General features: G+C 53.3%; 26 protein-coding genes. 6 read left to right on the top strand and 20 right to left on the bottom strand.

Annotated elements, in window-relative coordinates; all coding sequences use genetic code 11:
- The 12 genes from AC0YOA_RS25900 to AC0YOA_RS25955 form a co-directional block, all read right to left on the bottom strand.
- The gene (locus AC0YOA_RS25900; protein ID WP_475789080.1) at positions 1-1320 is read right to left on the bottom strand and encodes a response regulator transcription factor; all 1320 of its coding nucleotides are present in this window, start codon (positions 1318-1320) and stop codon (positions 1-3) included.
- Between the two features lie 227 nt (positions 1321-1547).
- Complete coding sequence (locus tag AC0YOA_RS25905; protein WP_210039874.1) at positions 1548-2081, bottom strand: YceI family protein; 534 nt, start codon at positions 2079-2081, stop codon at positions 1548-1550.
- A gap of 442 nt (positions 2082-2523) precedes the next feature.
- The gene (locus AC0YOA_RS25910) at positions 2524-2811 is read right to left on the bottom strand and encodes a HesB/YadR/YfhF family protein (RefSeq protein WP_210039873.1); all 288 of its coding nucleotides are present in this window, start codon (positions 2809-2811) and stop codon (positions 2524-2526) included.
- Positions 2812-2953: 142 nt separating this feature from the next.
- The gene (locus AC0YOA_RS25915) at positions 2954-3274 is read right to left on the bottom strand and encodes a winged helix-turn-helix domain-containing protein (protein ID WP_210039872.1); all 321 of its coding nucleotides are present in this window, start codon (positions 3272-3274) and stop codon (positions 2954-2956) included.
- Positions 3267-3845: a hypothetical protein gene (locus AC0YOA_RS25920; RefSeq protein WP_475789081.1), complete on the bottom strand. Its 579-nt coding sequence runs from the start codon at positions 3843-3845 to the stop codon at positions 3267-3269. Before AC0YOA_RS25920 ends, AC0YOA_RS25915 begins: the two co-directional genes overlap by 8 nt.
- Positions 3846-3895: 50 nt before the next feature.
- Positions 3896-4642 carry an ABC transporter permease gene (locus tag AC0YOA_RS25925; RefSeq protein WP_210039870.1) on the bottom strand — a complete coding sequence of 249 codons (747 nt, stop codon included), beginning with the start codon at positions 4640-4642 and terminating at the stop codon, positions 3896-3898.
- Positions 4639-5562, bottom strand: a complete 924-nt coding sequence (locus AC0YOA_RS25930; protein ID WP_475789082.1) for an ABC transporter ATP-binding protein — start codon at positions 5560-5562, stop codon at positions 4639-4641. Before AC0YOA_RS25930 ends, AC0YOA_RS25925 begins: the two co-directional genes overlap by 4 nt.
- An 89-nt stretch (positions 5563-5651) precedes the next feature.
- Positions 5652-6266 carry an alpha/beta hydrolase gene (locus AC0YOA_RS25935; RefSeq protein ID WP_475789188.1) on the bottom strand — a complete coding sequence of 205 codons (615 nt, stop codon included), beginning with the start codon at positions 6264-6266 and terminating at the stop codon, positions 5652-5654.
- A 3-nt stretch (positions 6267-6269) separates the two neighbouring features.
- Positions 6270-7214 carry a ring-cleaving dioxygenase gene (locus tag AC0YOA_RS25940; RefSeq protein ID WP_475789083.1) on the bottom strand — a complete coding sequence of 315 codons (945 nt, stop codon included), beginning with the start codon at positions 7212-7214 and terminating at the stop codon, positions 6270-6272.
- 52 nt (positions 7215-7266) lie between these two features.
- Positions 7267-7893, bottom strand: a complete 627-nt coding sequence (locus tag AC0YOA_RS25945) for a nitroreductase family protein (protein ID WP_475789084.1) — start codon at positions 7891-7893, stop codon at positions 7267-7269.
- 36 nt (positions 7894-7929) lie between these two features.
- Positions 7930-8328 (bottom strand): DoxX family protein, encoded by a 399-nt coding sequence (locus AC0YOA_RS25950; RefSeq protein ID WP_475789085.1) that lies wholly within the window; start codon positions 8326-8328, stop codon positions 7930-7932.
- Between the two features lie 88 nt (positions 8329-8416).
- Entirely contained in the window at positions 8417-8863 is a 447-nt protein-coding gene (locus AC0YOA_RS25955) for a MarR family winged helix-turn-helix transcriptional regulator (protein ID WP_475789086.1), read from the bottom strand.
- A gap of 355 nt (positions 8864-9218) precedes the next feature.
- Here AC0YOA_RS25955 and AC0YOA_RS25960 point away from each other — a divergent pair, with 355 nt between their 5' ends.
- From AC0YOA_RS25960 to AC0YOA_RS25975, 4 genes are read left to right on the top strand one after another with little or no spacing between them, the layout of a single operon-like run.
- Positions 9219-10181 carry a metal ABC transporter solute-binding protein, Zn/Mn family gene (locus AC0YOA_RS25960; RefSeq protein ID WP_475789189.1) on the top strand — a complete coding sequence of 321 codons (963 nt, stop codon included), beginning with the start codon at positions 9219-9221 and terminating at the stop codon, positions 10179-10181.
- A 24-nt stretch (positions 10182-10205) separates the two neighbouring features.
- Positions 10206-10964 carry a metal ABC transporter ATP-binding protein gene (locus AC0YOA_RS25965; protein ID WP_210039864.1) on the top strand — a complete coding sequence of 253 codons (759 nt, stop codon included), beginning with the start codon at positions 10206-10208 and terminating at the stop codon, positions 10962-10964.
- Between the two features lie 10 nt (positions 10965-10974).
- Positions 10975-11904: a metal ABC transporter permease gene (locus tag AC0YOA_RS25970; protein ID WP_475789087.1), complete on the top strand. Its 930-nt coding sequence runs from the start codon at positions 10975-10977 to the stop codon at positions 11902-11904.
- A gap of 2 nt (positions 11905-11906) precedes the next feature.
- Complete coding sequence (locus tag AC0YOA_RS25975; protein ID WP_475789088.1) at positions 11907-12785, top strand: metal ABC transporter permease; 879 nt, start codon at positions 11907-11909, stop codon at positions 12783-12785.
- A 68-nt stretch (positions 12786-12853) separates the two neighbouring features.
- Here the strand turns inward: AC0YOA_RS25975 and AC0YOA_RS25980 are convergent, their stop codons facing one another.
- From AC0YOA_RS25980 to AC0YOA_RS26000, 5 genes are read right to left on the bottom strand one after another with little or no spacing between them, the layout of a single operon-like run.
- Positions 12854-13714: an STM4011 family radical SAM protein gene (locus AC0YOA_RS25980; RefSeq protein WP_475789089.1), complete on the bottom strand. Its 861-nt coding sequence runs from the start codon at positions 13712-13714 to the stop codon at positions 12854-12856.
- Positions 13711-15087, bottom strand: coding sequence for an STM4012 family radical SAM protein (locus tag AC0YOA_RS25985; protein WP_475789090.1), 1377 nt, complete (start codon positions 15085-15087; stop codon positions 13711-13713). The genes AC0YOA_RS25980 and AC0YOA_RS25985 overlap by 4 nt, the downstream gene beginning before the upstream one ends.
- Positions 15088-15130: 43 nt before the next feature.
- Entirely contained in the window at positions 15131-15916 is a 786-nt protein-coding gene (locus AC0YOA_RS25990) for an STM4013/SEN3800 family hydrolase (protein WP_210039859.1), read from the bottom strand.
- On the bottom strand, positions 15913-17190 hold the full coding sequence (locus tag AC0YOA_RS25995) for an STM4014 family protein (RefSeq protein ID WP_475789091.1): 1278 nt from the start codon (positions 17188-17190) through the stop codon (positions 15913-15915). The genes AC0YOA_RS25990 and AC0YOA_RS25995 overlap by 4 nt, the downstream gene beginning before the upstream one ends.
- A 2-nt stretch (positions 17191-17192) precedes the next feature.
- Positions 17193-18038 carry an STM4015 family protein gene (locus tag AC0YOA_RS26000; RefSeq protein ID WP_475789092.1) on the bottom strand — a complete coding sequence of 282 codons (846 nt, stop codon included), beginning with the start codon at positions 18036-18038 and terminating at the stop codon, positions 17193-17195.
- 380 nt (positions 18039-18418) lie between these two features.
- Between AC0YOA_RS26000 and AC0YOA_RS26005 the strand changes: the two genes are divergently transcribed.
- Positions 18419-18721, top strand: coding sequence for a putative quinol monooxygenase (locus AC0YOA_RS26005; protein WP_475789093.1), 303 nt, complete (start codon positions 18419-18421; stop codon positions 18719-18721).
- Between the two features lie 252 nt (positions 18722-18973).
- Positions 18974-20263, top strand: coding sequence for a YncE family protein (locus AC0YOA_RS26010; RefSeq protein ID WP_475789094.1), 1290 nt, complete (start codon positions 18974-18976; stop codon positions 20261-20263).
- 95 nt (positions 20264-20358) lie between these two features.
- On the opposite strand, the gene AC0YOA_RS26015 is transcribed toward AC0YOA_RS26010, so the two are convergent.
- From AC0YOA_RS26015 to AC0YOA_RS26025, 3 genes are read right to left on the bottom strand one after another with little or no spacing between them, the layout of a single operon-like run.
- Entirely contained in the window at positions 20359-21771 is a 1413-nt protein-coding gene (locus AC0YOA_RS26015) for a sulfatase family protein (protein ID WP_475789095.1), read from the bottom strand.
- Positions 21772-21823: 52 nt separating this feature from the next.
- Entirely contained in the window at positions 21824-22714 is an 891-nt protein-coding gene (locus AC0YOA_RS26020) for a helix-turn-helix domain-containing protein (protein WP_475789096.1), read from the bottom strand.
- A 60-nt stretch (positions 22715-22774) separates the two neighbouring features.
- Positions 22775-24193: a sulfatase family protein gene (locus AC0YOA_RS26025; RefSeq protein WP_475789097.1), complete on the bottom strand. Its 1419-nt coding sequence runs from the start codon at positions 24191-24193 to the stop codon at positions 22775-22777.
- Position 24194: the final 1 nt, after the last annotated feature.

Here is a 24194-nt window from a genome sequence, read left to right on the forward strand (position 1 = left end):
TCATCCTTTCTTGAATTCGGTGGGAGAGACGCCCGTTATCCCCCGAAAGACGACGGAGAAATAACGGTAGCTGGGGATACCGACACGCTCGGCCACCTCATAGACCTTAAGCGTGGTTGTCTTCAGCAGACGGATCGCCTGATCAATCCGCAGGCGGGTCAAATAATCGTTAAAGGCCTCGCCGGTTTCTTCCTTGAACAAGCGGCTCAGATAAAAGGAACTAAGGCCCACCTCCGCTGCCACGGAAGTCAAGGTTAGCGGCTCTGCAAGATCCCGGGCTATAAGCTCCATGGCCATCAGCACCTCTTTGCGGCGTTTCCGCGGCTCACCTGCCCCGTTCTCAACCATTGCCGAAGAACCGGCAGCTGCTGACGGGTCTGCCAGCACTTCGCCTGAATTATGAAAATAAGCAAGCGATGGACCAGGCTCCGTTCGCTTTAGCGCGGCAAGAAGCTCCGTGTTATCGGCAGCAGAGCCTCCAAGCAAGGTGAAGAGCTTGACTTCCCCGCTAAGATAGGGCAGCTTCCGGTCCAGCCCCTGCTGCAGTGCCGTCATCAGCTTCCCGGCTGCCGGCTTGATCTGAGCCTGGGCCGCTTCGCTATTATCGGCAGCTCTGAACCAGAGCATATAGTCCGTTTCTCCAAGCGGAGTCCAATCGAATGGCAGCGCCGTTATTAGCCGTTGGTCATCCAGCGTCTCATTCAAGGCGACGGCAACCTCGTAACGGTATTCCGGCTTGCATACGGCATGCAGCCTCGCTGCTGAAAGAGAAGAACCATCCGGTCCGGAAGCGCTTTCAGATGCCGCCGGAACAGCTGCAAGCCGCTGAACCAGATTCTCCCCGCTGCCGCCTTCCTTCACCAGCTTGGCCAGCAGCCTGGAGAGCTCGATCCGTTTGCCGTACCGCTCGCTGCGGCGGTTTACCCGTTCGCGGCGGATCGCCTCCCGCGCCTTATCGAGCACCTCACGCATTTCCTCATCCTCCAGAGCCACCTTGATCAGATAATCAAGCGCCCCCAGCTTGAGCGCTTCTCTGGCATACTCAAATTCACTGTGGCAGGTCAGCAGTACAATCTGTGTGAGCGGATATTGGCTGCGTATGCTCCGGCACAGCTCCAGACCGTCCATGACCGGCATCGTGATATCCGTAATCACTACATCCGGCTGCATCCCGCCGCACATCTGCAGCGCTTCCGCGCCATTTTCGGCTTCGCCGATCAGCTCTGCTCCATAATCCTGCCATGGAAATAACCGCAATTCCTCCCGCAGCGGCAGCTCGTCATCGACAATAAGAACAGTCAAGGCAGGCTCTGATGTCACTGGTGTCCAACCCCCCGCAAGATATAGTAAAGTACAGGTTTAGAAATGATATATTATCAGCAAAAATCAAATATGAATAGAGGCTGTTCATGAATTCGAGGCAAAATGATTGTAAGCGGAAAGAGCTGATTGACCCAAAACCAAAAAGCCGCGGATAATAGATCCGTGGCTTCGTCTGGAATTATATGATGGCTGCATTGCCCGCTTATGTTATACGATAAAATAAATTACGCCTGCTGTGCCGCCTCAATCTCAATGAAAATCTTCACCTGGTCTCCGACCATGATGCCGCCTGTCTCAAGAATGGCATTATAGGTTAATCCATAATCGCTGCGGTTCAGCACCCCTTTGCCGCTGAAGCCTGATTTGACATTTCCCCACGGATCCTTCTCCATGCCTTCGAAGGTAACCGAGAAGGTTTCGGAGCGGGTAATGCCATGCAGGGTGACATCGCCCGTCACGTCGTACTCATTGCCCTTGACTCTTGTGATGCTTGTTGCCCTGAACAGCATCTGCGGGTATTGCTCAACATCGAAGAAATCGGCGTTGCGCAAATGCTCGTCACGGTCTTTATTGCGGGTATCCACACTTTCAAGATCAATAACAAATTCGATTTCTGCCGTTGTCAAATCCTCTGGATCAGCGACCACCTTGGCCGAGAAATTATGAAAGGCGCCTTTCACATTGCTTACCATCAAGTGACGAATCGAGAAATCCAGACTGCTGTGCGGCGCGTCGATAACCCAGGTAGACTTTGCCATTATTCCTTCTCCTTTGTTATTGAAATATTGTACATACAAAATAAGATTTACTATCAGTATGACAAGGATAGCGGAATAGTTGAAGTACGCACTTTAATGTACCTTAGGCACAAAAAAAATACCGTCAAGCGCCACAGTAAAAAGAACCGGAAAGCACATTCATGCCCATGCATTCCAGTTCTCCTCTTCCGTTAGGATTTCCCTGATTTGTTGGCCAGCCCGATCATCATTACGACAAGCACGAGTAGCTGAATGAGCAGTTCCAGACTCATTTCATTCCCTCCATTGCTTACGGTAATGCTCCTTCGATGCCGGCTTCTCCTCTCAAAGAAAAAATGGCTCCAAGCCGTCCTCTGACAGCTCAAGCTGTGCTTCTTCCTTCATTGACGTCTCCCGATACCATCTATATGCTCAGCAAATTTTATTTATGACGGGTGGTGAATCACTGGATTTCAATCCGGATATCGTCCTGCTGCTCATCATAGCTAATGTGCAGCTCCTTATTGTCGAGGTACCAGAGATTGTCTTCTTCCATATAGAAAATGATGCCCTCCACTGAATAATGAAGCCCAAGATTCCTTGGGGTATCCCGGGTCACGCCAAGCGAGAAGCCGGGCTGGACGCTGCCGCTCCCGCCAAGACGAACAAACAATTTCAAGAAGTCACCCTCGGTTAGAGCCATTTCTCTCTTGTACCACTGGGCTGCAGGCTGTTCGACTACAATTCTCATCGATTTCCTCTCCCTATATAAAATTTGTCCATCCCGCTGGCTGGTCTGCCGGCTTGCTCACTCCTGTAATCTCCATTTTATCTTACTATATGAAAAATGAAAACGCTTTATCCCGGATTATTTATTCCTGTTTCCTTCCTAATCACAGCTCCGGCTTGCCGGATTGCGCCATACGGATGATCTTCTCCAGACCCTCCAGATACTGCTGGAACATCCCGGTCCCGAGATCGGTTGATTTGCAGCTGGTCTTGGGACGTTTGCCGACAAAGGTTTTGGTCACTTCAATATAGCCCGCTTCCTCCAGCACCCGGATATGATTGCCCAGATTCCCCTCGGTCAGCTGCAGCTCATTGCGCAGGAATACAAAATCGCACTCCCCATGGACCGTGAGCAGGCTCATAATGCCCAGACGCACCTTGGCATGAATCGTCTCGTCAATCGCTCCCAGTATATTCTCACCCATGCTTCCTCCTCCGCTGCTGCAGGATGAATCCGGTTGCGAGAATACTCCCTCCGCCCAATAATCCGAACACGAGATACTGGTAATCCACCAGAAACAGCCGGGTCAGCATGGACAGCACAACGAACCAGATTCCAAGAATGACGGGGCCTTTTCCCGCCAGCGGCCCCATCGAAACATAGGCGATCCCGACGAGCATGAACCAGAAGAAGGCCGCATACTCCATGCGAATGATGTCCGCCGCCATCATGATAGAACCAGCTGCCAGGATAACGAGAAAAGGCAGCCAGAACATCCAACCGATAGCGCCTCCATCCTTCGCAAACAGTCCTCTGCGGGACTGCCGGATCCCTGTCAACGCGGACAGGAGCCCGCCGAGGACGGCTGCAATCGACCAATACCATATCGGCCACCATGTCTGATTGAACTGCATGCCGATAAAACCGATCATCAGATAGGTGCCCCATATGAACATATACGGTATGGAACTGGCGAGCTTGCTCTGGTTTCTCGCAATCAGCCGTTTAATAAAATCGATATCCTCTAATGCCTGCTGCGGCTCGTGTGAGGCCATTGCTACAACTCCCCTGCTTGAAGCTTTTTTCGTGAAAATCATTTCATCCCTTAATTTTCCCATCTAAACAGCAGAAAGGCAAGTATGACCATAACGACGGCAAATCCGCCCATCACGGCAAACTCCATCCCAAAAGCGGACAGACCCTGACCATGCCAGACACCCTGGACCAGTTGGACGAAATAAGTCATGGGGATCCAGTCGCTGATTCGCTGCATGAATGCCGGAAAGATATCCAGAGGCATTGCGATCCCGGACAGGAAGAGCATCGGGAAAAAGAAGACCATCGCGATGCCGCTCGCCGCACCAGGCGTATTGGTAAGCCCCGACAGGGCAAACCCCAGGCTGAAGAAGCCGATGCAGCCAAACAGCAGACAAACCAGCAAGAGCAGCAGGGCAGGCCATGATACGGCTATTCCCCATATGAGCTTGGCAATAATAATGATTTCCAGAGCCCCTGCCACTATCAGAAAAACTCCCTGTACGGCATGTGAGGCAAGAACGGCGGGGGCTGCGATTGGACTTACCCGGTACCGCCGGAGAATTCCCTTCTCCCGCTGCATGAGGATGTTGATATTGAGCGTAAAGACGGAGACGGAGAGAACATTCATAGCGCAAAGCGCAGGCACATAAAAATCTATATACCGGCTGCCCTCGGTCAGTCCCGGTTGATTGCCGAACATGGAGCCGAAGATGACCAGCATGAGCACAGGATAGACCAGCACCCAGAAGATCGTCAGCCAATCTCTCAGATACAGCCGAAAATCGAAAGAAATCAGTCGCAGCACTGCATTCATACGGACACCTTCTTCCCTTGGTCGGTTAATTGGGTGAAAACCTCATTCATCGAGCCGTCTTCGAGCCTGAGCTCGCTGACGGTCCAGCCCTCATAGGCAGCCAGCTGAAACAGTCCTTTAAGCGTTTGATCCATGTCATTCGAATTCAGCCCGGCATAATCGCCCCCCCATTCCAGGCTGACAACGCCCGCCAATGCTTCAAGAGCCTCTTTGCTCATTTGATTGGCGGCTTTGAAGCTGATCCGCCTCGTTCCGCCAAGCGTGGCAATCAGTTTTCTGGGGGTATCGACAGCAATCAGACGGCCCTGATTAATAACCGCGACCCGGTCGCATAGCGTCTGCGCTTCCTCCATATAATGGGTCGTTACCACAATCGTGCGGCCTTCCTGCTTCATGCGGTGAATCATGGCCCACATTTCGTTTCTGGCATTGGGATCCAGTCCCATGCTCGGCTCATCGAGAAAGACAATGTCCGGATTGTTGATCAGCGCCAGCGCCAGCGATACCCGCTGCTTCCATCCGCCAGACAGGGACTTGACCGTCTCGTTCATTTTATCCTCCAGATTCAGAAATCGGCTGAGCTGCCCCTGATCCATGGGGCTCGGATAGAAGGAGGAGAACAAGGCGAGTACTTCTCTGACCTTAGCTTTGTCCGGAATGGAGGTAGACTGCAGCAGCACGCCGATCCGCTGTTTGATCGCTTTGGCCTGCCTGCGCACATCCAGGCCCAGCACGATAATATCCCCGCTGTCGGCTGTACGCAGCCCCTCGATCATTTCAATCAAGGTTGTTTTTCCGGCCCCGTTGGGACCTACAATTCCAAAGACCTCGCCCATGCGGATATGCAATGTCATGTCGTGAACGGCGGGATGAGAGCCATATTGTTTGTGAACCTGACGGAGCTCAACAGCGTTTTGCAAGACACCAGCCTCCTATTAAATAAAAAAATCAGATCACTCTGAATTACAGAGTAATCTGATTTTCAATTTATGTCAAGGGCGTCATGCGATTATTGCTGCCCGAATTTCTCCTTGAACCAAGCGGCGGCGGCATCAACCTCGGATGCCGTCAGCTGATGTCCGGCGCGCTCCCAGTGCAGGGTTACCGAAGCGCCAGCACCGCTCAGGAGCTGCTCCAGCTCTTCCGTTTCGCCTGGAGAACAAAGCGGATCATTGCTGCCCGCTCCAATAAATACCTGCGTCCCCAACAAAGCCGGCAGTGTGATATCCCTGATAGGAACCATAGGATGGTGGAGAACAGCCCCTTTGAAAGCATCCGCATAATGAAACAGCAGGCTGCCGGCAATATTCGCCCCGTTGGAATAACCGATGGCCACCAGATTGCGGGGGTCCAGCTCGTATTGACTGGTAGACTGATCGAGGAATGCCTTGACCTCCTGCGTCCGGAAGATCAGATCTTCAATATCAAACACGCCTTCCGCCAGACGTTTGAAAAACCTTGGCATCCCATTCTCCAGCACATTCCCCCGCAGACTGAGCACGGATGATTCGGGAGAAATCCGCCTGGCCAGCGGAATCAGATCACGCTCGGTGCCTCCGGTCCCGTGAAAAAGCACCAATGTTGGCGCATCTCGGCGCGTTCCCTGCTCAAAAATATGATGCATCATTTAGTTCACCTCCAACTCTCTCACCTGAATGGGCAGTAAATTCGCTTCGATCTGCGGGCGTTTGGACTCCAGCCATTCCGGCAGCATCAATTGATGGCCCAGGGCGTCGGCCTCTTCATCATTGGCAAAGCCTGGAGGATCGGTTGCGATCTCGAACAGGATGCCCCCGCTCTCGCGGAAGTAAATCGCATTGAAATACTGCCGGTCAATAATGGCGGTTGGCTGGTAGCCATGTTCTGCGACGGTACTGCGCCACTGCTCGTGCTGGGCAAAGTCTGCCGCACGCCATGCGATATGATGCACGGTTCCCGCACCGCCTGCTCCCCACTCCAGATCACCGCTGGGGATGTCCACCACACTACCGGTATCCCCCGTGGCCCGGAAACGGACATAGCCGGCATCCTCGGCTTCTCTGGCCAAACCAAGCACATGCTCCAGAACCTCCATTGTTTTTGCCGCATCCGTGCTGAACAGAACAGCGCCGCCGAAGCCTTTGATCGCATGATCTGCAGGTATGCCGCCGAAGGACCAGGTGCTTGCGGCTCCCTCGCTGCGTTCAACGAGCTCCAGACGCATCCCTTCATGATCGGTAAACTGAAGAAATGATTCGCCAAACCGGGAAGCGTGGGTGACCGGTATTTTGAAGCTGCTCAGACGCGCTTCCCAGAAGCCGAGCGTTCCCTCTGGTACAGCAAATGTCGTAATTCCGACCTGGCCGCCGCCTACACGGCCTTTCCGCGATGCGGGCCATGGGAAGAAAGTAATGATCGTGCCTGGACTTCCCGTTTCATTGCCGAAATACAGATGATATACCTCAGGCGCATCAAAGTTTATCGTTTTTTTGACCAGTCTCAAACCCAGCACACCGGCATAGAAATCGACGTTTTCCTGCGGATTGCGGGCAAAAGCGGTAATATGGTGAATTCCGGTTGTTTGCAGTGACATGTGTACCAGCTCCCTGTTTTCGATTTTTTTAAGTAGATGAGACAATGATTTCTTACAGTCTGTCGTAGCTGACAAATTCTCCAAGTGGCTTCCGGTAGCCGCGCGGCCGCTGTCTTGACGTGTCCTCTTTGCCGATCGTCACCATCATGACGGGCACGTACCGGTCCGGAATTTGCAGAGCCTTCTTCAGCATGCCTGGATCAAAGCCTATCATCGGGCATGTGTCCCAACCCTTATCCTTGGCGCTGAGCATGAACAGCATGGCCGACAGACTCGCGCTGCGGATGGCTTCATCCCGCCTGAGGGCTTCTCCGCCCGATTCATAGAAGCTCAATACCGTGTTTACCGTCATGTCATATTCCTGCTTGTTCATTACGCCCAGATTGAGCAATCCCTCATTAATATTCCCAATTTCCTGATACGCGTCCTTATCGCCCAGCACAATGACAACGGCCGATGCCGATTTGACCTTATACTGCTTGTTGGCTGCTTCATAGATTCCGCTTACTAATTCGGGTTCACGGACAACAAGATAACGGGTATGCTGCAAATTGAAGGCTGATGGAGCAGACTTGACGACATGAAGAATATCCTCGATTTCCTCATTGCCGATTTTCACTTCCGGAATAAACTTCATAGCGGATCTTCTGGCGTTTGCAAGCTCTGTAAATGAATTCATGACCCGTACACTCCTCTATTATGAATAGTATATGAATTAATTGATCCATGCATCAATGGAATAAGGACCTGCGCCGATCAAGGCCAAGGCTACTACAACGGATATCAGGACCAGCGGATATTCGTAACCGTCTGCCGTTATCCACAGCCCGTTCTTGATGTGAACCTTGAAGGTGGCGCCTAGCAGGACAAGAACAATAAGTAATCCGGCAACCGGTGTAAACAGGCCCGAAGCCAGAAGCAGTCCGCCGACCAGCTCCATAAGTCCGGCCAATACCGCCATCATGATACCCGGCTTAATTCCGATAGACTCCATCCAGCCTCCCGTTCCTTTCGGACCGTAGCCGCCAAACCAGCCAAACAATTTTTGGGCCCCGTGGCCGACAAACAACAATCCGACAACCAAACGAACTAGTAACAAACCAAGTGCAGTCATGATAAAATACCCTCCGATATAGTTTGATTTTAATAATCTTTAATTAAAGATATTGATCAAAAAAAATTTAACTTGACTCTTGAACCGCTTATTCCGAAGCCCCCTTGCCCAGCTTCTTGATGATTTCAATTGTTTCCTGCTTCTCTTCGAGGGACAATGCGCGCATCGCGGCATGAATGGTATCGGCATGATTGGGAAAAATACGGTCAAACAGCTTATTACCCGCTTCCGTGATTTCGGCAAATATCACTCTTCGGTCCGTCTCGCACGGGACGCGTCTGAGCAGCGCCTTCTTCTCCAGCTTGTCAATGTTGTACGTGATGCTGCCGCTGGTAACAAGAATCTTCTCCCCGATCTGCTGCAGCGGAATTCTCCCCTTGGTATACAGCACTTCGAGAATGGTAAATTCCGAAGGAGAAAGACCCTGCTGCTTCATATCCTTCACCGCCCTGTCCATAACAGCCCTGTAGGCCTTGGACAGAACAACGAACAATTTCAGCGATGCCTGATGCTCCTCATCCAGCTTCCTTGTCATCTCACCTCACCCCCGTCGATATCTTTTAATTAATTATCTTGAATTAAAGATATATGATTTTAAGCTATCTGTCAACAGAATATTTTAACAGAATTTCGCAAACAAAAAGTTTCATGATTTTTGCACCTATACAAATTTTTGTTGTACAGGCAATTAATTTGGTATAGGATAATATTATAGAGAAAAGGAAACAAACCGGTCCGACATTTTTTTTGGAATAAAAGTTGCATCAGGTAAAGTTATTTGCCAAAAAGAAAGAAGTTTGCTTTCCCGCACACCCTTCCCGCTTCCTATCCGCCACCATGAAGCACCTCATCACAAAAATACCAAAGGAGTCTGAATGATGAAGAAATGGATGAATCCAAGATTAAAACGGGCGCTGCAGCGGCTCATACTCACGATGCTGGCTTTGTTCACAATCGCTGTCATTTCCGCTTGCGGCGGCAGCGATCCGGCGGCGACTTCAGCATCCGGAGAGAAAGGGGCTTTGAAAGTGACGACCACCATCGGCATGATTGCCGATATTGTCAGACAGGTAGGCGGTGAGCATGTCCAGGTCACAGGGCTTATGAAATCCGGTGTCGACCCGCATCTATACAAAGCCTCCCAGGGAGATATCAACAAGCTGGATAAAGCAGATATCGTCTTCTACAACGGCCTGCATCTGGAAGGGAAAATGACCGAGATTCTCGAGAAAATGGCCAAGAAACGAACGATTGTCGCTGTTTCGGACGGTATTGACCGCGCAAGGCTAAGAGGCGGCAATCAGACCGGAACAGAGTTCGATCCCCATATCTGGTTTGATGTCAGACATTGGATGGAGGCCACGGAAACCGTCCGGGATACCTTGATCAAATATGACGGCGAGCACGAAGCGGCTTACCGCGCCAATGCCGACGCGTATCTCAGCCAACTGGAACAGCTTCATCAGGAGACAGCCGAGAAGATCAGCTCCATTCCGGAGGAAAGCCGCGTGCTTGTTACGGCTCATGACGCATTCGGCTATTTTGGGGATGCGTACAACATTAAGGTGATGGGGCTGCAGGGCATCAGCACCGCTTCAGAGCCCGGGACGAAGGATGTGACCGATCTGCGCGATTATTTGGTGGCGAACAAAATCAAGGCTGTGTTCATTGAATCCAGCGTCTCCCGCAAAGCAATCGACGCCGTTATTGAGGGAGCCAGTCAAAAAGGACATCTCATTCATAACGGAGGCCAATTGTTCTCTGATGCAATGGGAGAGGAAGGCACTGCGGAAGGCACCTATATCGGCATGGTCCGCCACAATGTGGAAACCATTGTAAATGCGCTCAAATAAATATCGTAGAGGAGATCTGCCATTATGCATCTCATGCCATTGACTATCCATAACATGTCCGTCGCATATCAGAAAAAGCCTGTCCTCAGAAGCATTTCCTTTGAAGTGACCGAAGGAAGCCTGATTGGTATCGTTGGCCCCAACGGAGCGGGCAAATCCACCCTGATCAAAGCGGCGCTGGGCCTGATCCCCCGTCTCAGCGGCGATGTGGCCATCTATGGAAAGCCCTATTCCGAGCAGCGGAGACTGGTCGGCTATGTCCCTCAGAGAGGTTCGGTAGACTGGGATTTCCCAACTAACGCGCTGGATGTGGTCATGATGGGACGTTACGGGCATCTGGGCTGGTTCAGACGTCCCGGAAAAGCCGAGCGGCAGCTGGCTATGGAATGTCTGGCCAAAGTCGATATGACCGATTATGCCGGCAGGCAGATCAGCCAGCTCTCAGGCGGGCAGCAGCAGCGCGTATTCCTGGCCCGCGCGCTGGCGCAGGACGCCAGGCTGTACGTCATGGATGAGCCGTTCGTGGGGGTGGATGCAGCCACCGAGCAAGCCATCATTACGCTGCTGAATGAGCTCAAGAATCAGGGCAAGACCGTCCTTGTCGTCCATCATGATCTGGCAACCGTCAAGGAATATTTTGATTCGGTCATGCTTTTGAATGAACAGATCATCGCTTACGGTCCGGTGGAGGAAACGTTCACGGCCGACAAGCTGCAGGAAACCTATGGCGGAAGGTTAACCATGCTTAAACAGAATGACGAGCCAGCACTTATGCTGAACTGAGGTGAATGACATGCTGGATTGGTTTAATATATTTCTCGATCCCAATACCCAATGGATTCTCTTCGGCTGTATGCTGCTTGGACTGGGAAGCGGCGTCATCGGCAGCTTCGCCTATTTGCGCAAGCAGGCGCTGATGGGAGATGCCTTGTCTCACGCGGCGCTTCCCGGCGTTTGCATCGCTTTTATGCTGAGCGGATCGAAGTCCATCCTGTTCTTCCTGATCGGTGCCGCAGCCGCCGGCGTATTGGCTACCTTCGGCATCAGCTATATTACCCGCCACACCCGGATAAAACAGGATGCGGCTCTGGCCATCGTGCTCTCGGTATTTTTCGGCTTCGGAATCGTACTGCTTACAAGAATCCAGCACAGTGGGAGCGGCAACCAGAGCGGACTCGATACTTTCCTGTTCGGCCAGGCCGCATCCATGATGCAATCCGATGTCATTACCATGACCGTGATCTCCTTCGCATTGATCGGGATCTGCTCGCTCCTGTTCAAGGAGTTCAAGCTCATGAGCTTCGATCCCGATTTTGCCCGGGGACTTGGCTATCCCGTCGCCTGGCTTGACCAGTTCCTGATGCTGCTTATTGTAGTCGCTGTGGTGGTCGGTATTCAGGCGGTGGGCGTCGTGCTGATGGCAGCCCTGCTCATTACCCCTGCCGTCTCCGCCAGGTATTGGACCGAGCGTCTTGGTGTTATGGTCATCCTCGCCGGTCTGTTCGGCGCATTCAGCGGCCTGGCGGGCACATTCGTCAGTGCCAATGTCAACCAGCTGCCAACCGGTCCTTTGGTTGTTCTTGCAGCCACTTTATTATTCGTCATTTCGTTATTGGCGGCTCCCCGCAGGGGCATTATATCCAAGCTGCTGGTATTTGTTGCTGTCCGGGGTAAAGTAAGACGCGAGGATGCCGCTCTCGGGCTGGAAGGGAGGAACAAATAACGATGAGCACATTTTGGATTCTGCTTACCGGCATGCTCGTAGCCAGTACCTGCGGCATTGTTGGCTGCTTTCTCGTACTCAGGCGGATGGCCATGATTGGAGACGCCATCAGCCACTCCGTTCTTCCGGGTATCGTCATCGCCTTTCTGGTCAGCGGATCGCGGGATTCCTTATTCATGCTGCTTGGAGCTGCGGCGCTTGGCCTGATCACCGTTTTCCTGATTCAATTGTTTCAGCAGAGCGGTGTGCAGTCCGACGCTTCCATCGGGGTCGTGTTCACCGCCCTCTTCGCAGTCGGAGTCGTTCTCGTCAGCATGTATACCAGCAGGATCGATCTTGATCTGGACTGTGTTCTGTACGGCGAAATCGCTTATGTTCCCTGGAACACCCTCGAAATAGGGGGCATCGATATCGGTCCCAAAGCGGTGTGGGGCGTTGGATTTGCGCTTCTCCTGACCGTCATTGTCATTGCTGCGTTCTACAAGCAGTTTAAAATCTGTTCCTTCGATCCCACGATGGCAGCGGCTGTAGGCATCCCCGTCGCCTTGTTCCATTACCTGCTGATGGGTCTTGTATCTGTCAGCACGGTAGCTTCCTTCGAAAGCGTAGGTGTCATCCTGGTCGTCGGCATGCTGGTCATTCCTCCCGCGAGCGCCTATCTGCTGACAGATAAACTGGGCAAAATGATCGTGTACAGCGTACTGATCGGCTGCGTCAGCTCCGTTACCGGTTATTATGCGGCGGTGCTTCTGGATGCTTCCATCGCCGGAAGCATGATCTGCACCGCGGGAGTGCTGTTCCTGATCGCCCTGCTGTTCTCTCCCCGACACGGCGTAATTGCCCGAAAAATCAGACAGAAACGCTCCATCGCTTCGTATTAGAATGGAAACAGGAAGACAGGAAGCTCCCTGCATTGCGGCGGGGAGCTTCCTGTTTCCATACTATTTCGCTAAGGACGGCTTACGGCTATCCTTTCCAGGATGCTCTCGCCGTACAGCCGGTCCAGCTTTAATTCCGGCATATGGATATAGCCGATATAGCAGTCGCAGCATGACATTTTGCAGTTCCTCTGCTTCGACAGTCCTTCCAGTCCGTCGCGGTATAGATGCCCGATGACCTGACGGTCCTTATAGCAGCGTTTCACCAGTCCCGCACCCTGAACATAAAAGACATCATAGCCCGCATTGCAGGCTCTGCCCGCACTCTCATAATCCACAGCGTTCAGCTGAAAATGCGGATCGATTCCGGTGAGGAAAGCGATATCCGTCTCCGAATAATAATCCGGCTTATCCTTGAACGCATTCACCCACAAATAGGTGTCGGATGGAATGACGCGGCGCAGCGACGAAATCTCCGCAAAGGCGCTCTTCACCCCCACCGTGCCGATGCTGTGCGGTATACCGCGCTTGCGAAGCTGCCCGGACTGCTGGACAAACTGGATCTGCGCGGTTTGTCCGGGATGATAAGTAGCCCAGAAGGCCGCCTTCTGCGGATTGAGCGATTCCGTCCAATCCAGCTTCGCTGACAGATTTGTCTGAATGGCTACCTTGTCGACATGCTCCATATACGACAGCTCAATCATCGCCCGATGGTACCAGCTGTGGGTGAGAGCTTCGCCATAAGGATTAAAAAACACCGACAGCCGGTGTCCATTCCCCTTCTGATTCCCCGCCCATTCTACAAACTCCTCCACCTGACGGCGGTCCTTGGCAAGGGTATGCGCATTATCCTTATTTTTGCTGAACGGACAATAGGGGCAGTCATAATTGCAGGAGGTCAGGCTGCCCCGAAAATACAGCGTCGCCTTCATGCCAGAACAAATCCTTCCATCCGCTGGCGCACCTCCGGTGAGATCAGCCAGTCTCCGATGGCGTCGGAGTAGGCCAGGCCTTCACCCGTCAACTGCAGGATGCCATCCTGCAGCTGACCTAATCGGCTATCAACCAGCAGCTGCAGCTCGGGATGGTCATCCAGCACTTCACTTCCGAACCGCTGCGCATAATCCGCGACCGGCAAGCCCTCCGCATGCAGAATCGCCTTTAACAGGAAACGGCGCTTCTGCTCGGATTCATTGAGCACAAATCCGTAATTGGCCGTATCATACCGCTCTGCAGCTACATAATCGGCGATAATACTCGCTGTCGCACTGCGGCTGACGCCGTACCGCGAGGCATAGTGAACGCTCCGTGTGTATGAGCGGGCGCCGCAGCCGAGTCCGACCATGCCTTCTTCCTGGCAGCCGTAAGGCAGCAGCGATTTGCCGGCAAGCGCGCCGCTGCGGGCAAATCTGCGCATGGAATACTGCGCATAGCCTTCGGCAAGCAGGCGGCTGCGCGCCGCTTCATAGTAGGCCAGACGGTTGTCGGCGCCGCTTTGCCTGATCTGCTCCGGCTTTACGATGGTATGCTCCCGCGTGTAGAGCGGGTAAATAAAGATCTCTTCCGGTTTGTAGGAAATCGCGCGCCCCAGTGAATACATCCAGGAATCGAGCGTCTGCCCCGGCAATCCATAGATCAGGTCAAGATTAAGAATCGGAAACCCAAACTGCTTCAGCAGCTCCGCAGCCCGCTCGGCTTCCTCCGGCATCTGCGGCCTGTAGATCGCGGCAGCCTCAGACTCCACGAAGCTTTGAATTCCCATGCTGACCCGGTCAACCCGGTTTCCCTTCAGGATATGCAGCCTTTCCTCCGTCACCGTCTCGGGAGAGGCTTCAACCGAAATCGACGCCTGAGACGAATCGAGTCCCATCGTGTCCCCGGCGATCGCGAACAGGCGCTTCAGCAGCGCGGGCGCAAGCAGCGTAGGCGTTCCGCCGCCAATGGCAAATCTTGCGAACGGCTTATGCTTCACAAGCGGTGCCCACTGCCGTGCCTGGCGCTCCAGCGCGTCCACATACTGCTCATGCGCCGATTGGCGTTTATCCGGCAGCGTGAACAAATTGCAAAAACCGCAGCGCGCGCCGCAGAACGGGATATGCATATAGAGGAAGAACGTCTCCGCCGGTTCGTCCTTCCACATTCCGGACAGCGGAATCGGCCGCTCCAGCTCGCTGTAAGCTGTCTTGTGGGGATAGGAATACAAATAAGAGCGGTACGGCGAAGCGGTCAGCTCCTCCTTCCATTTGCGGACATTACCCGGATCGCCAGCCGCAGCCGCGCCGTTAGCAGAAAGATCGTAAGTCATCCGGTGGTCACAACCTTTCTTTATATACAAGCTCAATCCGCTGCTAGAGCAAAAATTCGCGGTAGGGCACATTCCATACCACCTCATGCGCGAGCCTGTGCCCTTCGTAGCCATCCTCGCCGTAGGCGGTGCCGTGGTCCGAGAAAGCCAGGCAGAACACGGGACGCTGACGTGCGCGCATGGCCTCGAACAATCTTCCAAGCTGTCCATCCACATAACGCAATGCCGCCCGCTGCGTGTCGACGGAGTCCTTCCTTGCCCCAGGCACAAAATAATGATTGGGACCATGAATGGCGGAAACATTCATAAACAGGAACAGCCGCTCCTCCGGCGAAGACCGGTCAAGCAGCTTTAACGCATGATTTACCTGGTGCTCCGTCGACCGGGAATTGGTCACCCCGAACGTCATCCGCCAGTAGCTTTCCTGAAAATACCCGGGCAGAACGCGCGCCAGCGGCACCTTCTTGGAGAAGAAAATAACGCCGCCGATGCATATCGTCCGGTAATCCTCCGCCTGCAGGCCGGAGACAACATCCGGCGCGTCAAACAACCAGGTATGGGGATGCGTCTTGAATCCCGTATGCCTGGAATGAAACAAGCGGATATGTTCCGATTTGTCGGTTGTAGCCGGAGTAGGCAGAAACCCGCCGAAAAAGGCATGATGCGCCGCGTACGTGAAGCTTCCGGGCGTATGGCGCTTCTCCCAGGATCCGCTGCCGCATAGATTCGGACAGCTCGCTTCCTCCAGAACAGCGGCATCATAGCGAAGCGTATCCAATGTGATCATCAGGATGTCATGACTGCCAATAATGCGGTTCATATCGGTCAAATCTGTACCACCCCGCTGCGGGCACGCGCCGCCTTGCGGGAGTTGGCAGCTATTAGCGGAGAAAACGACGGCTCCAGATGCCTCATTTCCCATTCGTAAGGATCGACGCCCTGATAGAGAACATTGTAGAGCAGATCGCCGAAAGGATTGACATCCACAACATGCGGCTTCATCGAACCGCTGCCGATTACCACATCAACGCCGGCGACGCTTGACCCGGAGAAAGCGGCGAGCGCGGACTCCGCGCATTCGCTGACCGCCGCGAGCGTCGCTTCGGATAAACCCATATCCTCCGGCGACATGCGCTTGCTGCGCAAATGCAGATTCGTAATCGGCGTGCGGCTCACCCGGGCTACACAGTGACAGGCAGCTCCTCCCACAACCAGCTGCCTCAAATCAAAGGTGCTGTCGCCATAAGCGGCCTTGGCTACCCACTGTTCAATATGCGCCCCGTGACTGAGCAGCCAGTTCACAATAAGCCGGATCGTTGCCGTGTCCGTGTAGCGCCGCAGCTTGAGCGCATTATAAAATTGCGGCGGACGGGATATAAAGTGGTCGACGCCTATAGTCGTAATCGCCAGTTCCTCGCCGGTAGACGGATTGATCTGGTACGCGATAATGCCGCAGGCTCCCGACCCCGAAGCAAGCTTCACAAACACCCGGTGCATCCGCTTGCGGCACATCGTCTCGTGCAGTGCCCCATAATCAGGGATTGCCTCCGGTATTTCCAGCAGACGCGGCACAGATACGCCAGCAGCGGATAATAGGCGATGGGTATGCCGCTTGTCGAACATGCCGGCAATATCTGCCGGTGCGTTGGTCCATTGAACATCCGGACAGATTTGCCCGACTTCCGTTTCCAGCTTGGCCAGCAAGCGTGTAAACCCGCGAAACCACTGGGAGGGATGATAGAGCCGTCCTCTTTGCTCCTTCAGCGCAAGGGCGGATTTTTGAGATAAGGGATGCGGATCGCTTCTCCCCTGTACAGGGAGCAGCCGGTCATCCGCATACTCCCGCCCGGCATCGGGCGCGCCCAGGGCAATCAACTGGCGCTCGACCTCGAAGTCCTCGCCCGGCGCGTCAATTCGTACAATAGGTTTCTCTTGCGAATGGGCGCGGGCTTCCTTGAAAGCTTCCTCCAGCCGCATCGTTCCGCGCAGCAGATCCAAATACGGCACCAGCACTGCGGGCGCCAGATGAAGCCTTCTTCTGGCCTCCTGCAGAGAGGCCGTCCGGCGGTTGCCAGGGTTCCCGATCAGTATCATCGGCCGCATCGTTATTCCGTCAAGGCCGGATAACGATAATCTTCATCATCATCCAGATCCTGCTGTTCGCTTGTATCGACATTCAACCCCGTCTGTTCCCAGCGCTGCAGCATCCCGTCACTCATATAATGGTAGCTCAAATCAAGCTTCTGCAGCTTTTTTACTTTATCGCTGTTGATGAGCGCCTCCGCGCCTGCGTCCGTGAGCGTCCCCATCGACAGATCAAGGGTATGAAGCTGGTCCAGAATAGGCGCATCGGCAACCGCAAGGGCGATTTCGTTCTGAATTTCGCTATTTTTCATGCCCAGATACGTAAGGTTCGGAAACCGCCCTGCCTCGATAAGCGGCAGAACATCCTCCAGCCCCCCGTCAAAGCCGTAATCCTCCACGCCCAAATACAGCTCCAGCTTGTTCAGCAATGGAAAATGGCTGTCCTTGATGCTGTTCAGCACATTTTTGCCCAAGCCGCCGCAAATAATAATCAGCTCTTCAAGCTTCCCATGGCGGGCGGGATCAAGTTCAAGTCCTGAACTTCCCTTGATGGTGAGGGAGGTCAGCTCCGGATAAGCGTCCAGCACGGGAGCTATATTGGACTGCATAATCCAGGATACTTCGCATTCCTCAAAGCCCATATCGCCGATAAACAGCTGGCGCAAGGCGGGAAAACGGTCCTTGAGACGGACCAGCGTTTCAACGATTCCGCTGGAATCATTCTCGTACGCTCCGCCCCACTCTCCGATAATAAGACTGGTCAGCCCTTGACTCTCCGGACTGTCTGCGAGCTTTTCAATCCATTCTTCGACTTTTTGGCCAGCCTCATACTGGTCGTAATCAATGCTAAGCTTAACTTCGGACATGTAGGTTCCTCCTGAGAGTTTTTTAGTGAGATCCTCCGGGGCATTTCAAACGAGCAGCAAACTCGCGCAGAAAGCATAAACATGCGTTCAATGAAGCTTTCTGGCGATTCTTTACTGATGCTCGCTTCTAAAGCTGAAAACTCCCTTAATAAGGTAAAAATATGTACGGTCTTTTTTGATTTTAACCCAAAATAATATGTCTTGTCCGTATTACGGGTCAGATTGCAAAAAACTACTTGTTATTCACCATAATCGCTAACTTTGAAACCGATTGCGAAAGTTAATTTTCAGCAAATATCTGTTATACTTCACTGACTGAATATGTCAGCCAAGATTGGTTATTATGAATGTGGACACATAATCGAAGGGAATGATCGGAAATGAACCAATACGGGTTATATGGCAAATTTACTGCACAGGCGGGCAAACGCGATGAGCTTGCGAAAATACTGCTGGAAGCGGCATCTCAGATGGATGTGATCGAGGATTGCCTGCTGTATGTCATCAATGTTACGGAGAACGAGCCGGAAACGATATGGGTCACGGAGGTTTGGACTGATGCCTCTGCCCATCAGGCCTCGCTGTTAGGCGAAGAGGCTCAGACGCTGATCGCGCTGGCAAGGCCTTTAATTGCAGGAATTGAGCAGATTCAATTGCAGACGCTGGGCGGCAAGGGTGTCTAACTACCTCGCTCGCGATACCGGGGAATGCAATCCGCTAGTCATTGACAGTGTCCTCATTGCATATCAAGACCGGTTCAGCAGCTAGCTTATACTTGTACATGCTCGTGCTGCTGTTTCGGGATAGCCGGTGATGAATGGGCCATGCCAATTGGTCAAAAAAAAAACAACTGCCGTTCAGCGCACGTACAATTACCCGCTGTTCATTTCACATATGATGTCTTATATCAAATGTGAAAAGCAGGGTGATACAAAATGAGTGTGTATGATACAGGGCCAATCGATAATCGGGCATTCCCTCGAACGAGCCGGCTTGCTGTCTGGCTGTCTAACGGAGGACGGGATCCCGCTATTGCTTCGATCCAGGCTTATACAGTGACTCCAGTCACATCCGGATTTCATTCAACCACATTCTATACCTTATATCTGGTATCGTTATCCCCGTCAGGATCGGATGGCAGCGTGTTTCTGCTTGATCATATATTTGCCGATCTTGACGTTTACGGAGTAAGGGTTATTACAAGCGGTCTGGGCGGCAGCAATATTTCAGTGACAATCTCGGAAATGGACGGCGGCGGACAAGTGGTTGAGAAGCATATTTTAAGAGGTGAAGATTCAATTATCAGCACCCTCCTTTTTGCTTACAATGCCAATATCGATCAAGATACTGTAACGGTCGTTAGTACGGAAAACAATACGATCGCATCCACCATCGCCTTGCCTGCCGGAAGCAGTCCGATTGGAGTTGCGGTTACGCCGGACGGTACTCGCGTGTATATTGCGAATTTCGGCAACTCTACGGTTTCGGCCATCAGCACAGCGACCAACAGTGTAGTTACAACGATTCCCACGCCTCCCGGAAGCCAGCCAACATCAATTGCAATTACTCCCGACAGCTTTCGCGCGTATGTGACCGACTTCCAGGGATCGGTCATTGTACTGGATACGGTTACGAATACCGTGCAAACGACGATACCAATTTCTCCGGTCAGCAGTCCACTCGGAATCGCGATCACCCCTGACGGTACACGCGCATATGTCGCAAATGTCGGCAGCAACACGATTTCAGTGATAGATACGCTAACCAATGCCGTCATTGCCACAATTCTTGCCGGAATTCTCCCGAACGCCGTTGCGATTACTCCTGATGGCACTCGCGCTTACGTCACGAATCAGGGTGACGATACGGTTTCGGTCATTGATACCGGCAGCAATACGATTATAACAACGGTTCCATTGCCGGCGGGATCCATTCCATTTGGCGTTACGATATCTCCTGACGGCTCCAGAGCCTACGTTGCCAGCAATGTCAATAACAGCGTAACCGTCATCAATGTGGCAACGAATACGGTATTGACAGATATACCTACACCCGGCAGACCGGTATCCGTTGCGATTACTCCCGACGGCGTATTTGCTTATGTCTCCTCCCAGGTTAATAACGGGATCACGGTTATTGAGACGGCAAGCAACACGGTCGTAGCGAGCCTCCCTGCGGGAAGCTCACCAAGATCGATTGCTGTGACGCCGATCCTGCTGATGTAGTAATACAGGGAACAGGGTAAATAGCGTATGCCCGTTAGAAACAACAAATCCCGCAGCCTATGCGGGATCACGCGTTTATCATTCAGGCTCCGGATCTATCTGGACGCAAGCTTCGCCCCATCCAGCAGCTGATGCGACATCCATTCATTGTTAATGACGGGATCGCCGTCCAGGGCCAGCTGCTCATACAGCCTGGTCCGCAATTTTTTGATAATCGGGGCGGATTCCGGCTGCGCGATCAAATTCACCAGTTCCCCGGGATCGGCCGTAAGATCGTAACACTCATCCACATCAGTCAAATTCCAAATGTATTTCCAGGTTCGCGTACGGATCATTCGCTGGGTGTACAATCCGAACTGCTGGCCGTTATAAGAGGCGACAATGGAGTCTCTCCAATCAGCAGCTTCCGGTCCGCCCGTCAGGAGCGGTTTCAAGGATCGGCCCTGCAGCTGCGGGGAATTCTTCGTCGCAAGCTCCAGCAAATCAATAAGCGTCGGCGCCATATCCAGCAGGTTGTAGACAAACCGGCTGTCCACGCGGCCAGTCTGATCCTTACCGGGCAGCCTGATGGCGAGGGGGACGCGGACGACATCGTCATAGAGAATATAATGCTTATCCATCATTCCGTGCGAACCGCACATGTCGCCATGGTCAGCGGTAAAAATAACAATCGTATCGGCAGTCGCATCAAGCGCGTCCAGCTCAGCCAGTATTTTGCCAATCGCTTCATCGAGCTGGCTGATAACTCCGTAATACCTGGCCACAATAGGCGCCCAATCGGCCCAGTTATAATCCTCGACTCCCCAGTTCAGCAGCTGCTGCCGCTGAATGTAGGGCTTCCCCTGGAAGGTTTCCCGGAACCCCGCCCACTCCGGCATCGCAGCAGGATCGTACATTTCCGCAAACTTTCCCGAAGGACGGCATGGCAGATGCGGCTCGGGAAAATGCACAGCCAAATGCCAGGGCTTGCCTTCCGATTCCAGCTGTCTGAGCGTGCTGACCGCCCGATCCGCCATCCAGTGAGTCTGCGAATCCTCGAGCGGAACCGGACTTCCTTCGCCAAAATATCCGTTCTTGAATTCAATATCCGGATACCGCTGCTTCCGGAAGGCCTGGTAATCCGCTTCGCTTACATAAGAATCGTAGCCGAAGGCTGTCGCATCATGCTCCGGATTCACACCCCACTTGCCGATATAAGCGGACCGGTAGCCATTATCCGAGAGCAGTCCGGACCAGGTGAAATGCTCCGGCTGAAGAGAACCCACAGGAAGAAAAGCATTATAGTTCCACAAGGCGCCGAAGGTCTCCGGCCTTCTTCCATGCAGCAGGGACTGCCTGGCCGGGCAGCACAGCGGCACATGCGAATAGGCTTGATCGAATACGGTGCTTTGCGCGGCAAACCGGTCAAGATGGGGAGTTTGTACGGGATATTGGCCGCTATAGCCGACACAATCATGACGAAGCTGATCTGCCGTAATTAACAGCACGTTAGGCGAACGCGTTTGCATAGGAGATGCGTCAGCTCCTCTCTCTCCAGGAATACTCTTATACGGGCTGGGATTACTCGATCTCCACACCTGTCCGGTATTGGCTGGGCGAGCAGCCCACATGCCGGAGAAACAACCGGTTGAAGAACGATTGATCCTCATAGCCCACCGTAGTCGCCACATTGATGACCTTGTCGTCCGTCTCCAGCAGCAGGTGCTTGGCGCGTTCCATGCGGATCTCATGGAGCACATCGAATACGCTGCGGTTGAACTCCTCGCGCATCAGCCGGTTCAACTGCCGCGTGCTTACATTAAATAAGCCGGACAAGGACTGGAGCGTGATTTTCTTCTCGAAGCTCCGCTCCAGATAGCCGTAAATCCGGCGTGCGGTCATCTCCCGCTCCAGCTGACGGGGAGAAGGGTGAACCCGCTGCTGCTGCATCATCGCGTAATAGCGGGAGAGCAGCACAAGCAGCTCGATCATTTGCAGCCGGATCAGCGTCTTATAGCCGGGTACGCGGCTGTCCAGCTCACGAATCATGCTGTCCAGGAGCTGCTGAACCGAGTCCGCATCCTGCCCGTGCAGATTAAGCCGGTGATTGAACCTCACGTCATGCTTCAGAAACGGGTGAACGTAGAAATAGTCCATCGAGCCTGTAATTTCAAGCTCGCTGAGCAGCGCATCGGAGATAAAGGACGGCATAAACAAGCAGTTGATAATATCAATCTGCTCGCTGGCCTCGACATAATAGGCGTGGGTTTCACCGGGATTAATAATAAACACATCCCCCGCATGAACCTCATACGGGGAACCCTGGAAGATATGCATGCCCTTGCCCCGAACGACATAGACCAGCTCGACGAACTCATGCCCATGCTCGGAGATCGAGCCCTGTACAGTCCGGGTAATCCAGAACGGAAATTCATCCTTCATATAATTATTTCTGCTCAGAATATCCTGCATGCCTCTATTCACCCTTTGCAAAAGACTCCGATTGTACGGTCGTGCGGGAAAAACTAGCCGTCAGCCGCGGTGAAGCACCGCGTTGTCGAAACGCTCCCGCTGCGGGTTCTGGTACCATTCCTCCCAGGTCAGCGACGCAGAACCGAGAATCTGCTCGATTCTTCTCCGGAAGGGCAGTCCTGCTTCCTGAAGCTGCCGCTGCATGGGGTCCGCTCTTCCTGCCAGCTTGCGCTCCACCCATTCATTCAGCTGGGTTTCCAAACACTCCGCAACGTCCGGCAGCCTCTCTGCAAGATTGACCGTTTCCGCAGGATCATCGGTCAAATCAAATAATTCTCTCGGCGGACGTGTGAACGGCCCAGAGTCATAGGTGCGGATGAACTTGTAGCGGTCCGTTCGAATCGCCCTTGCCGCCTGCCAGGCACATTCGCTCAACAGCAGCGCATCGTTCGTGCCTCCCGCTTCGCCGCTGATCGACGGCCATAAGCTGCGCCCGTCGAGACCCGCGGGATACTTAAGCCTCGCCTGGTCAATTCCGGATACAGCCTCCATGCGCGCGGCATCCAGGATAGTCGGCAGCAGATCGACCTGCTGCACAAGCCCCGGAACCCTCCGGCCAGCGGGAATTCTTCCCGGCCAACGGATAATCATCGGGACATGGACAGTCGGCTCATACAAGCCGCAGTGGTCCCAGTAGATGTCGTGCTCCGTCAGGCTTTCACCATGATCGCCAAACAGAATGATCATGGTCTCCTCTTGGATCCCGAGCTTTTCAAGATGATCATCCAGCTCCTTCAACCGGTCATCCAGATAGCGGATTTCCGCATCATAAAGCGCATCGTAATAATCACTGTCCGTAACCTCGCCGACCAGATCATAATGGTGATGCTTGAAAAAAGGATAAGCTGGATGATTATACGCGCCTTCCATGCTTTTGTTTCGTGGATCGAACGGGTCCCTGCCAGCCTCGTAGAACTCCGGAATGTAGGAATCCGGCGGCAGATAAGGCGTATGCGCATCCCAATAATGCAGGAACAGGAAGAAGTTCTCTTCCCGGTGCTGCCCGATCCAGGGCATCGCCAATTCATTGACCGTGCGTCCGTCAATCCAGCGGTTGCCCCCGACGCTGTTCATATAATACCGGTAGCCGCGGGCAAACCATTCCTTTAGCTGGTACAAATTGTCTACTGCCGCTGTGGTGAAGCCGGCGGAGCGCAGCATGGAAGGCAGCCATTCGGTTGACTTGGGCAAATGCGTCAGCTCCGAGCCGTGAGATACAACGCCTGTGGTCAGACCGATTTTGCCGGTAAAAATCCCGGTATGCGCGACCTCGGTCGGAATATCCGCCGCATAAGCCTTTTCGAACAGGACTCCCTCACGGGCTATCCGGTCCAGATGCGGGCTTGTGGCTTTATGGTAGCCATAGCAGCCGAGGCGCGAGGCGCGAAGCGTATCCAGCGAGATCATAATTATTTTCATC

It is taken from the genome of Paenibacillus sp. JT22N12, from assembly GCF_056269365.1.

What these genes read in the sequence shown, in the direction of transcription:
- AC0YOA_RS25935 (WP_475789188.1), bottom strand. Translation starts at nt 6,266, where the DNA reads ATGCATCATATTTTTGAGCAGGGAACGCGCCGAGATGCGCCAACATTG.
- AC0YOA_RS25920 (WP_475789081.1), bottom strand. Translation starts at nt 3,845, where the DNA reads ATGGCCTCACACGAGCCGCAGCAGGCATTAGAGGATATCGATTTTATT.
- AC0YOA_RS25985 (WP_475789090.1), bottom strand. Translation starts at nt 15,087, where the DNA reads ATGACTTACGATCTTTCTGCTAACGGCGCGGCTGCGGCTGGCGATCCG.
- AC0YOA_RS25915 (WP_210039872.1), bottom strand. Translation starts at nt 3,274, where the DNA reads ATGGGTGAGAATATACTGGGAGCGATTGACGAGACGATTCATGCCAAG.
- AC0YOA_RS25945 (WP_475789084.1), bottom strand. Translation starts at nt 7,893, where the DNA reads ATGAATTCATTTACAGAGCTTGCAAACGCCAGAAGATCCGCTATGAAG.
- AC0YOA_RS26025 (WP_475789097.1), bottom strand. Translation starts at nt 24,193, where the DNA reads ATGAAAATAATTATGATCTCGCTGGATACGCTTCGCGCCTCGCGCCTC.
- AC0YOA_RS26020 (WP_475789096.1), bottom strand. Translation starts at nt 22,714, where the DNA reads ATGCAGGATATTCTGAGCAGAAATAATTATATGAAGGATGAATTTCCG.
- AC0YOA_RS25960 (WP_475789189.1), top strand. Translation starts at nt 9,219, where the DNA reads ATGAATCCAAGATTAAAACGGGCGCTGCAGCGGCTCATACTCACGATG.
- AC0YOA_RS25905 (WP_210039874.1), bottom strand. Translation starts at nt 2,081, where the DNA reads ATGGCAAAGTCTACCTGGGTTATCGACGCGCCGCACAGCAGTCTGGAT.
- AC0YOA_RS25980 (WP_475789089.1), bottom strand. Translation starts at nt 13,714, where the DNA reads ATGAAGGCGACGCTGTATTTTCGGGGCAGCCTGACCTCCTGCAATTAT.
- AC0YOA_RS25970 (WP_475789087.1), top strand. Translation starts at nt 10,975, where the DNA reads ATGCTGGATTGGTTTAATATATTTCTCGATCCCAATACCCAATGGATT.
- AC0YOA_RS25955 (WP_475789086.1), bottom strand. Translation starts at nt 8,863, where the DNA reads ATGACAAGGAAGCTGGATGAGGAGCATCAGGCATCGCTGAAATTGTTC.
- AC0YOA_RS26015 (WP_475789095.1), bottom strand. Translation starts at nt 21,771, where the DNA reads ATGCAAACGCGTTCGCCTAACGTGCTGTTAATTACGGCAGATCAGCTT.
- AC0YOA_RS25925 (WP_210039870.1), bottom strand. Translation starts at nt 4,642, where the DNA reads ATGAATGCAGTGCTGCGACTGATTTCTTTCGATTTTCGGCTGTATCTG.
- AC0YOA_RS25975 (WP_475789088.1), top strand. Translation starts at nt 11,907, where the DNA reads ATGAGCACATTTTGGATTCTGCTTACCGGCATGCTCGTAGCCAGTACC.
- AC0YOA_RS26010 (WP_475789094.1), top strand. Translation starts at nt 18,974, where the DNA reads ATGAGTGTGTATGATACAGGGCCAATCGATAATCGGGCATTCCCTCGA.
- AC0YOA_RS25940 (WP_475789083.1), bottom strand. Translation starts at nt 7,214, where the DNA reads ATGTCACTGCAAACAACCGGAATTCACCATATTACCGCTTTTGCCCGC.
- AC0YOA_RS25950 (WP_475789085.1), bottom strand. Translation starts at nt 8,328, where the DNA reads ATGACTGCACTTGGTTTGTTACTAGTTCGTTTGGTTGTCGGATTGTTG.
- AC0YOA_RS25995 (WP_475789091.1), bottom strand. Translation starts at nt 17,190, where the DNA reads ATGCGGCCGATGATACTGATCGGGAACCCTGGCAACCGCCGGACGGCC.
- AC0YOA_RS26000 (WP_475789092.1), bottom strand. Translation starts at nt 18,038, where the DNA reads ATGTCCGAAGTTAAGCTTAGCATTGATTACGACCAGTATGAGGCTGGC.
- AC0YOA_RS25910 (WP_210039873.1), bottom strand. Translation starts at nt 2,811, where the DNA reads ATGAGAATTGTAGTCGAACAGCCTGCAGCCCAGTGGTACAAGAGAGAA.
- AC0YOA_RS25965 (WP_210039864.1), top strand. Translation starts at nt 10,206, where the DNA reads ATGCATCTCATGCCATTGACTATCCATAACATGTCCGTCGCATATCAG.
- AC0YOA_RS26005 (WP_475789093.1), top strand. Translation starts at nt 18,419, where the DNA reads ATGAACCAATACGGGTTATATGGCAAATTTACTGCACAGGCGGGCAAA.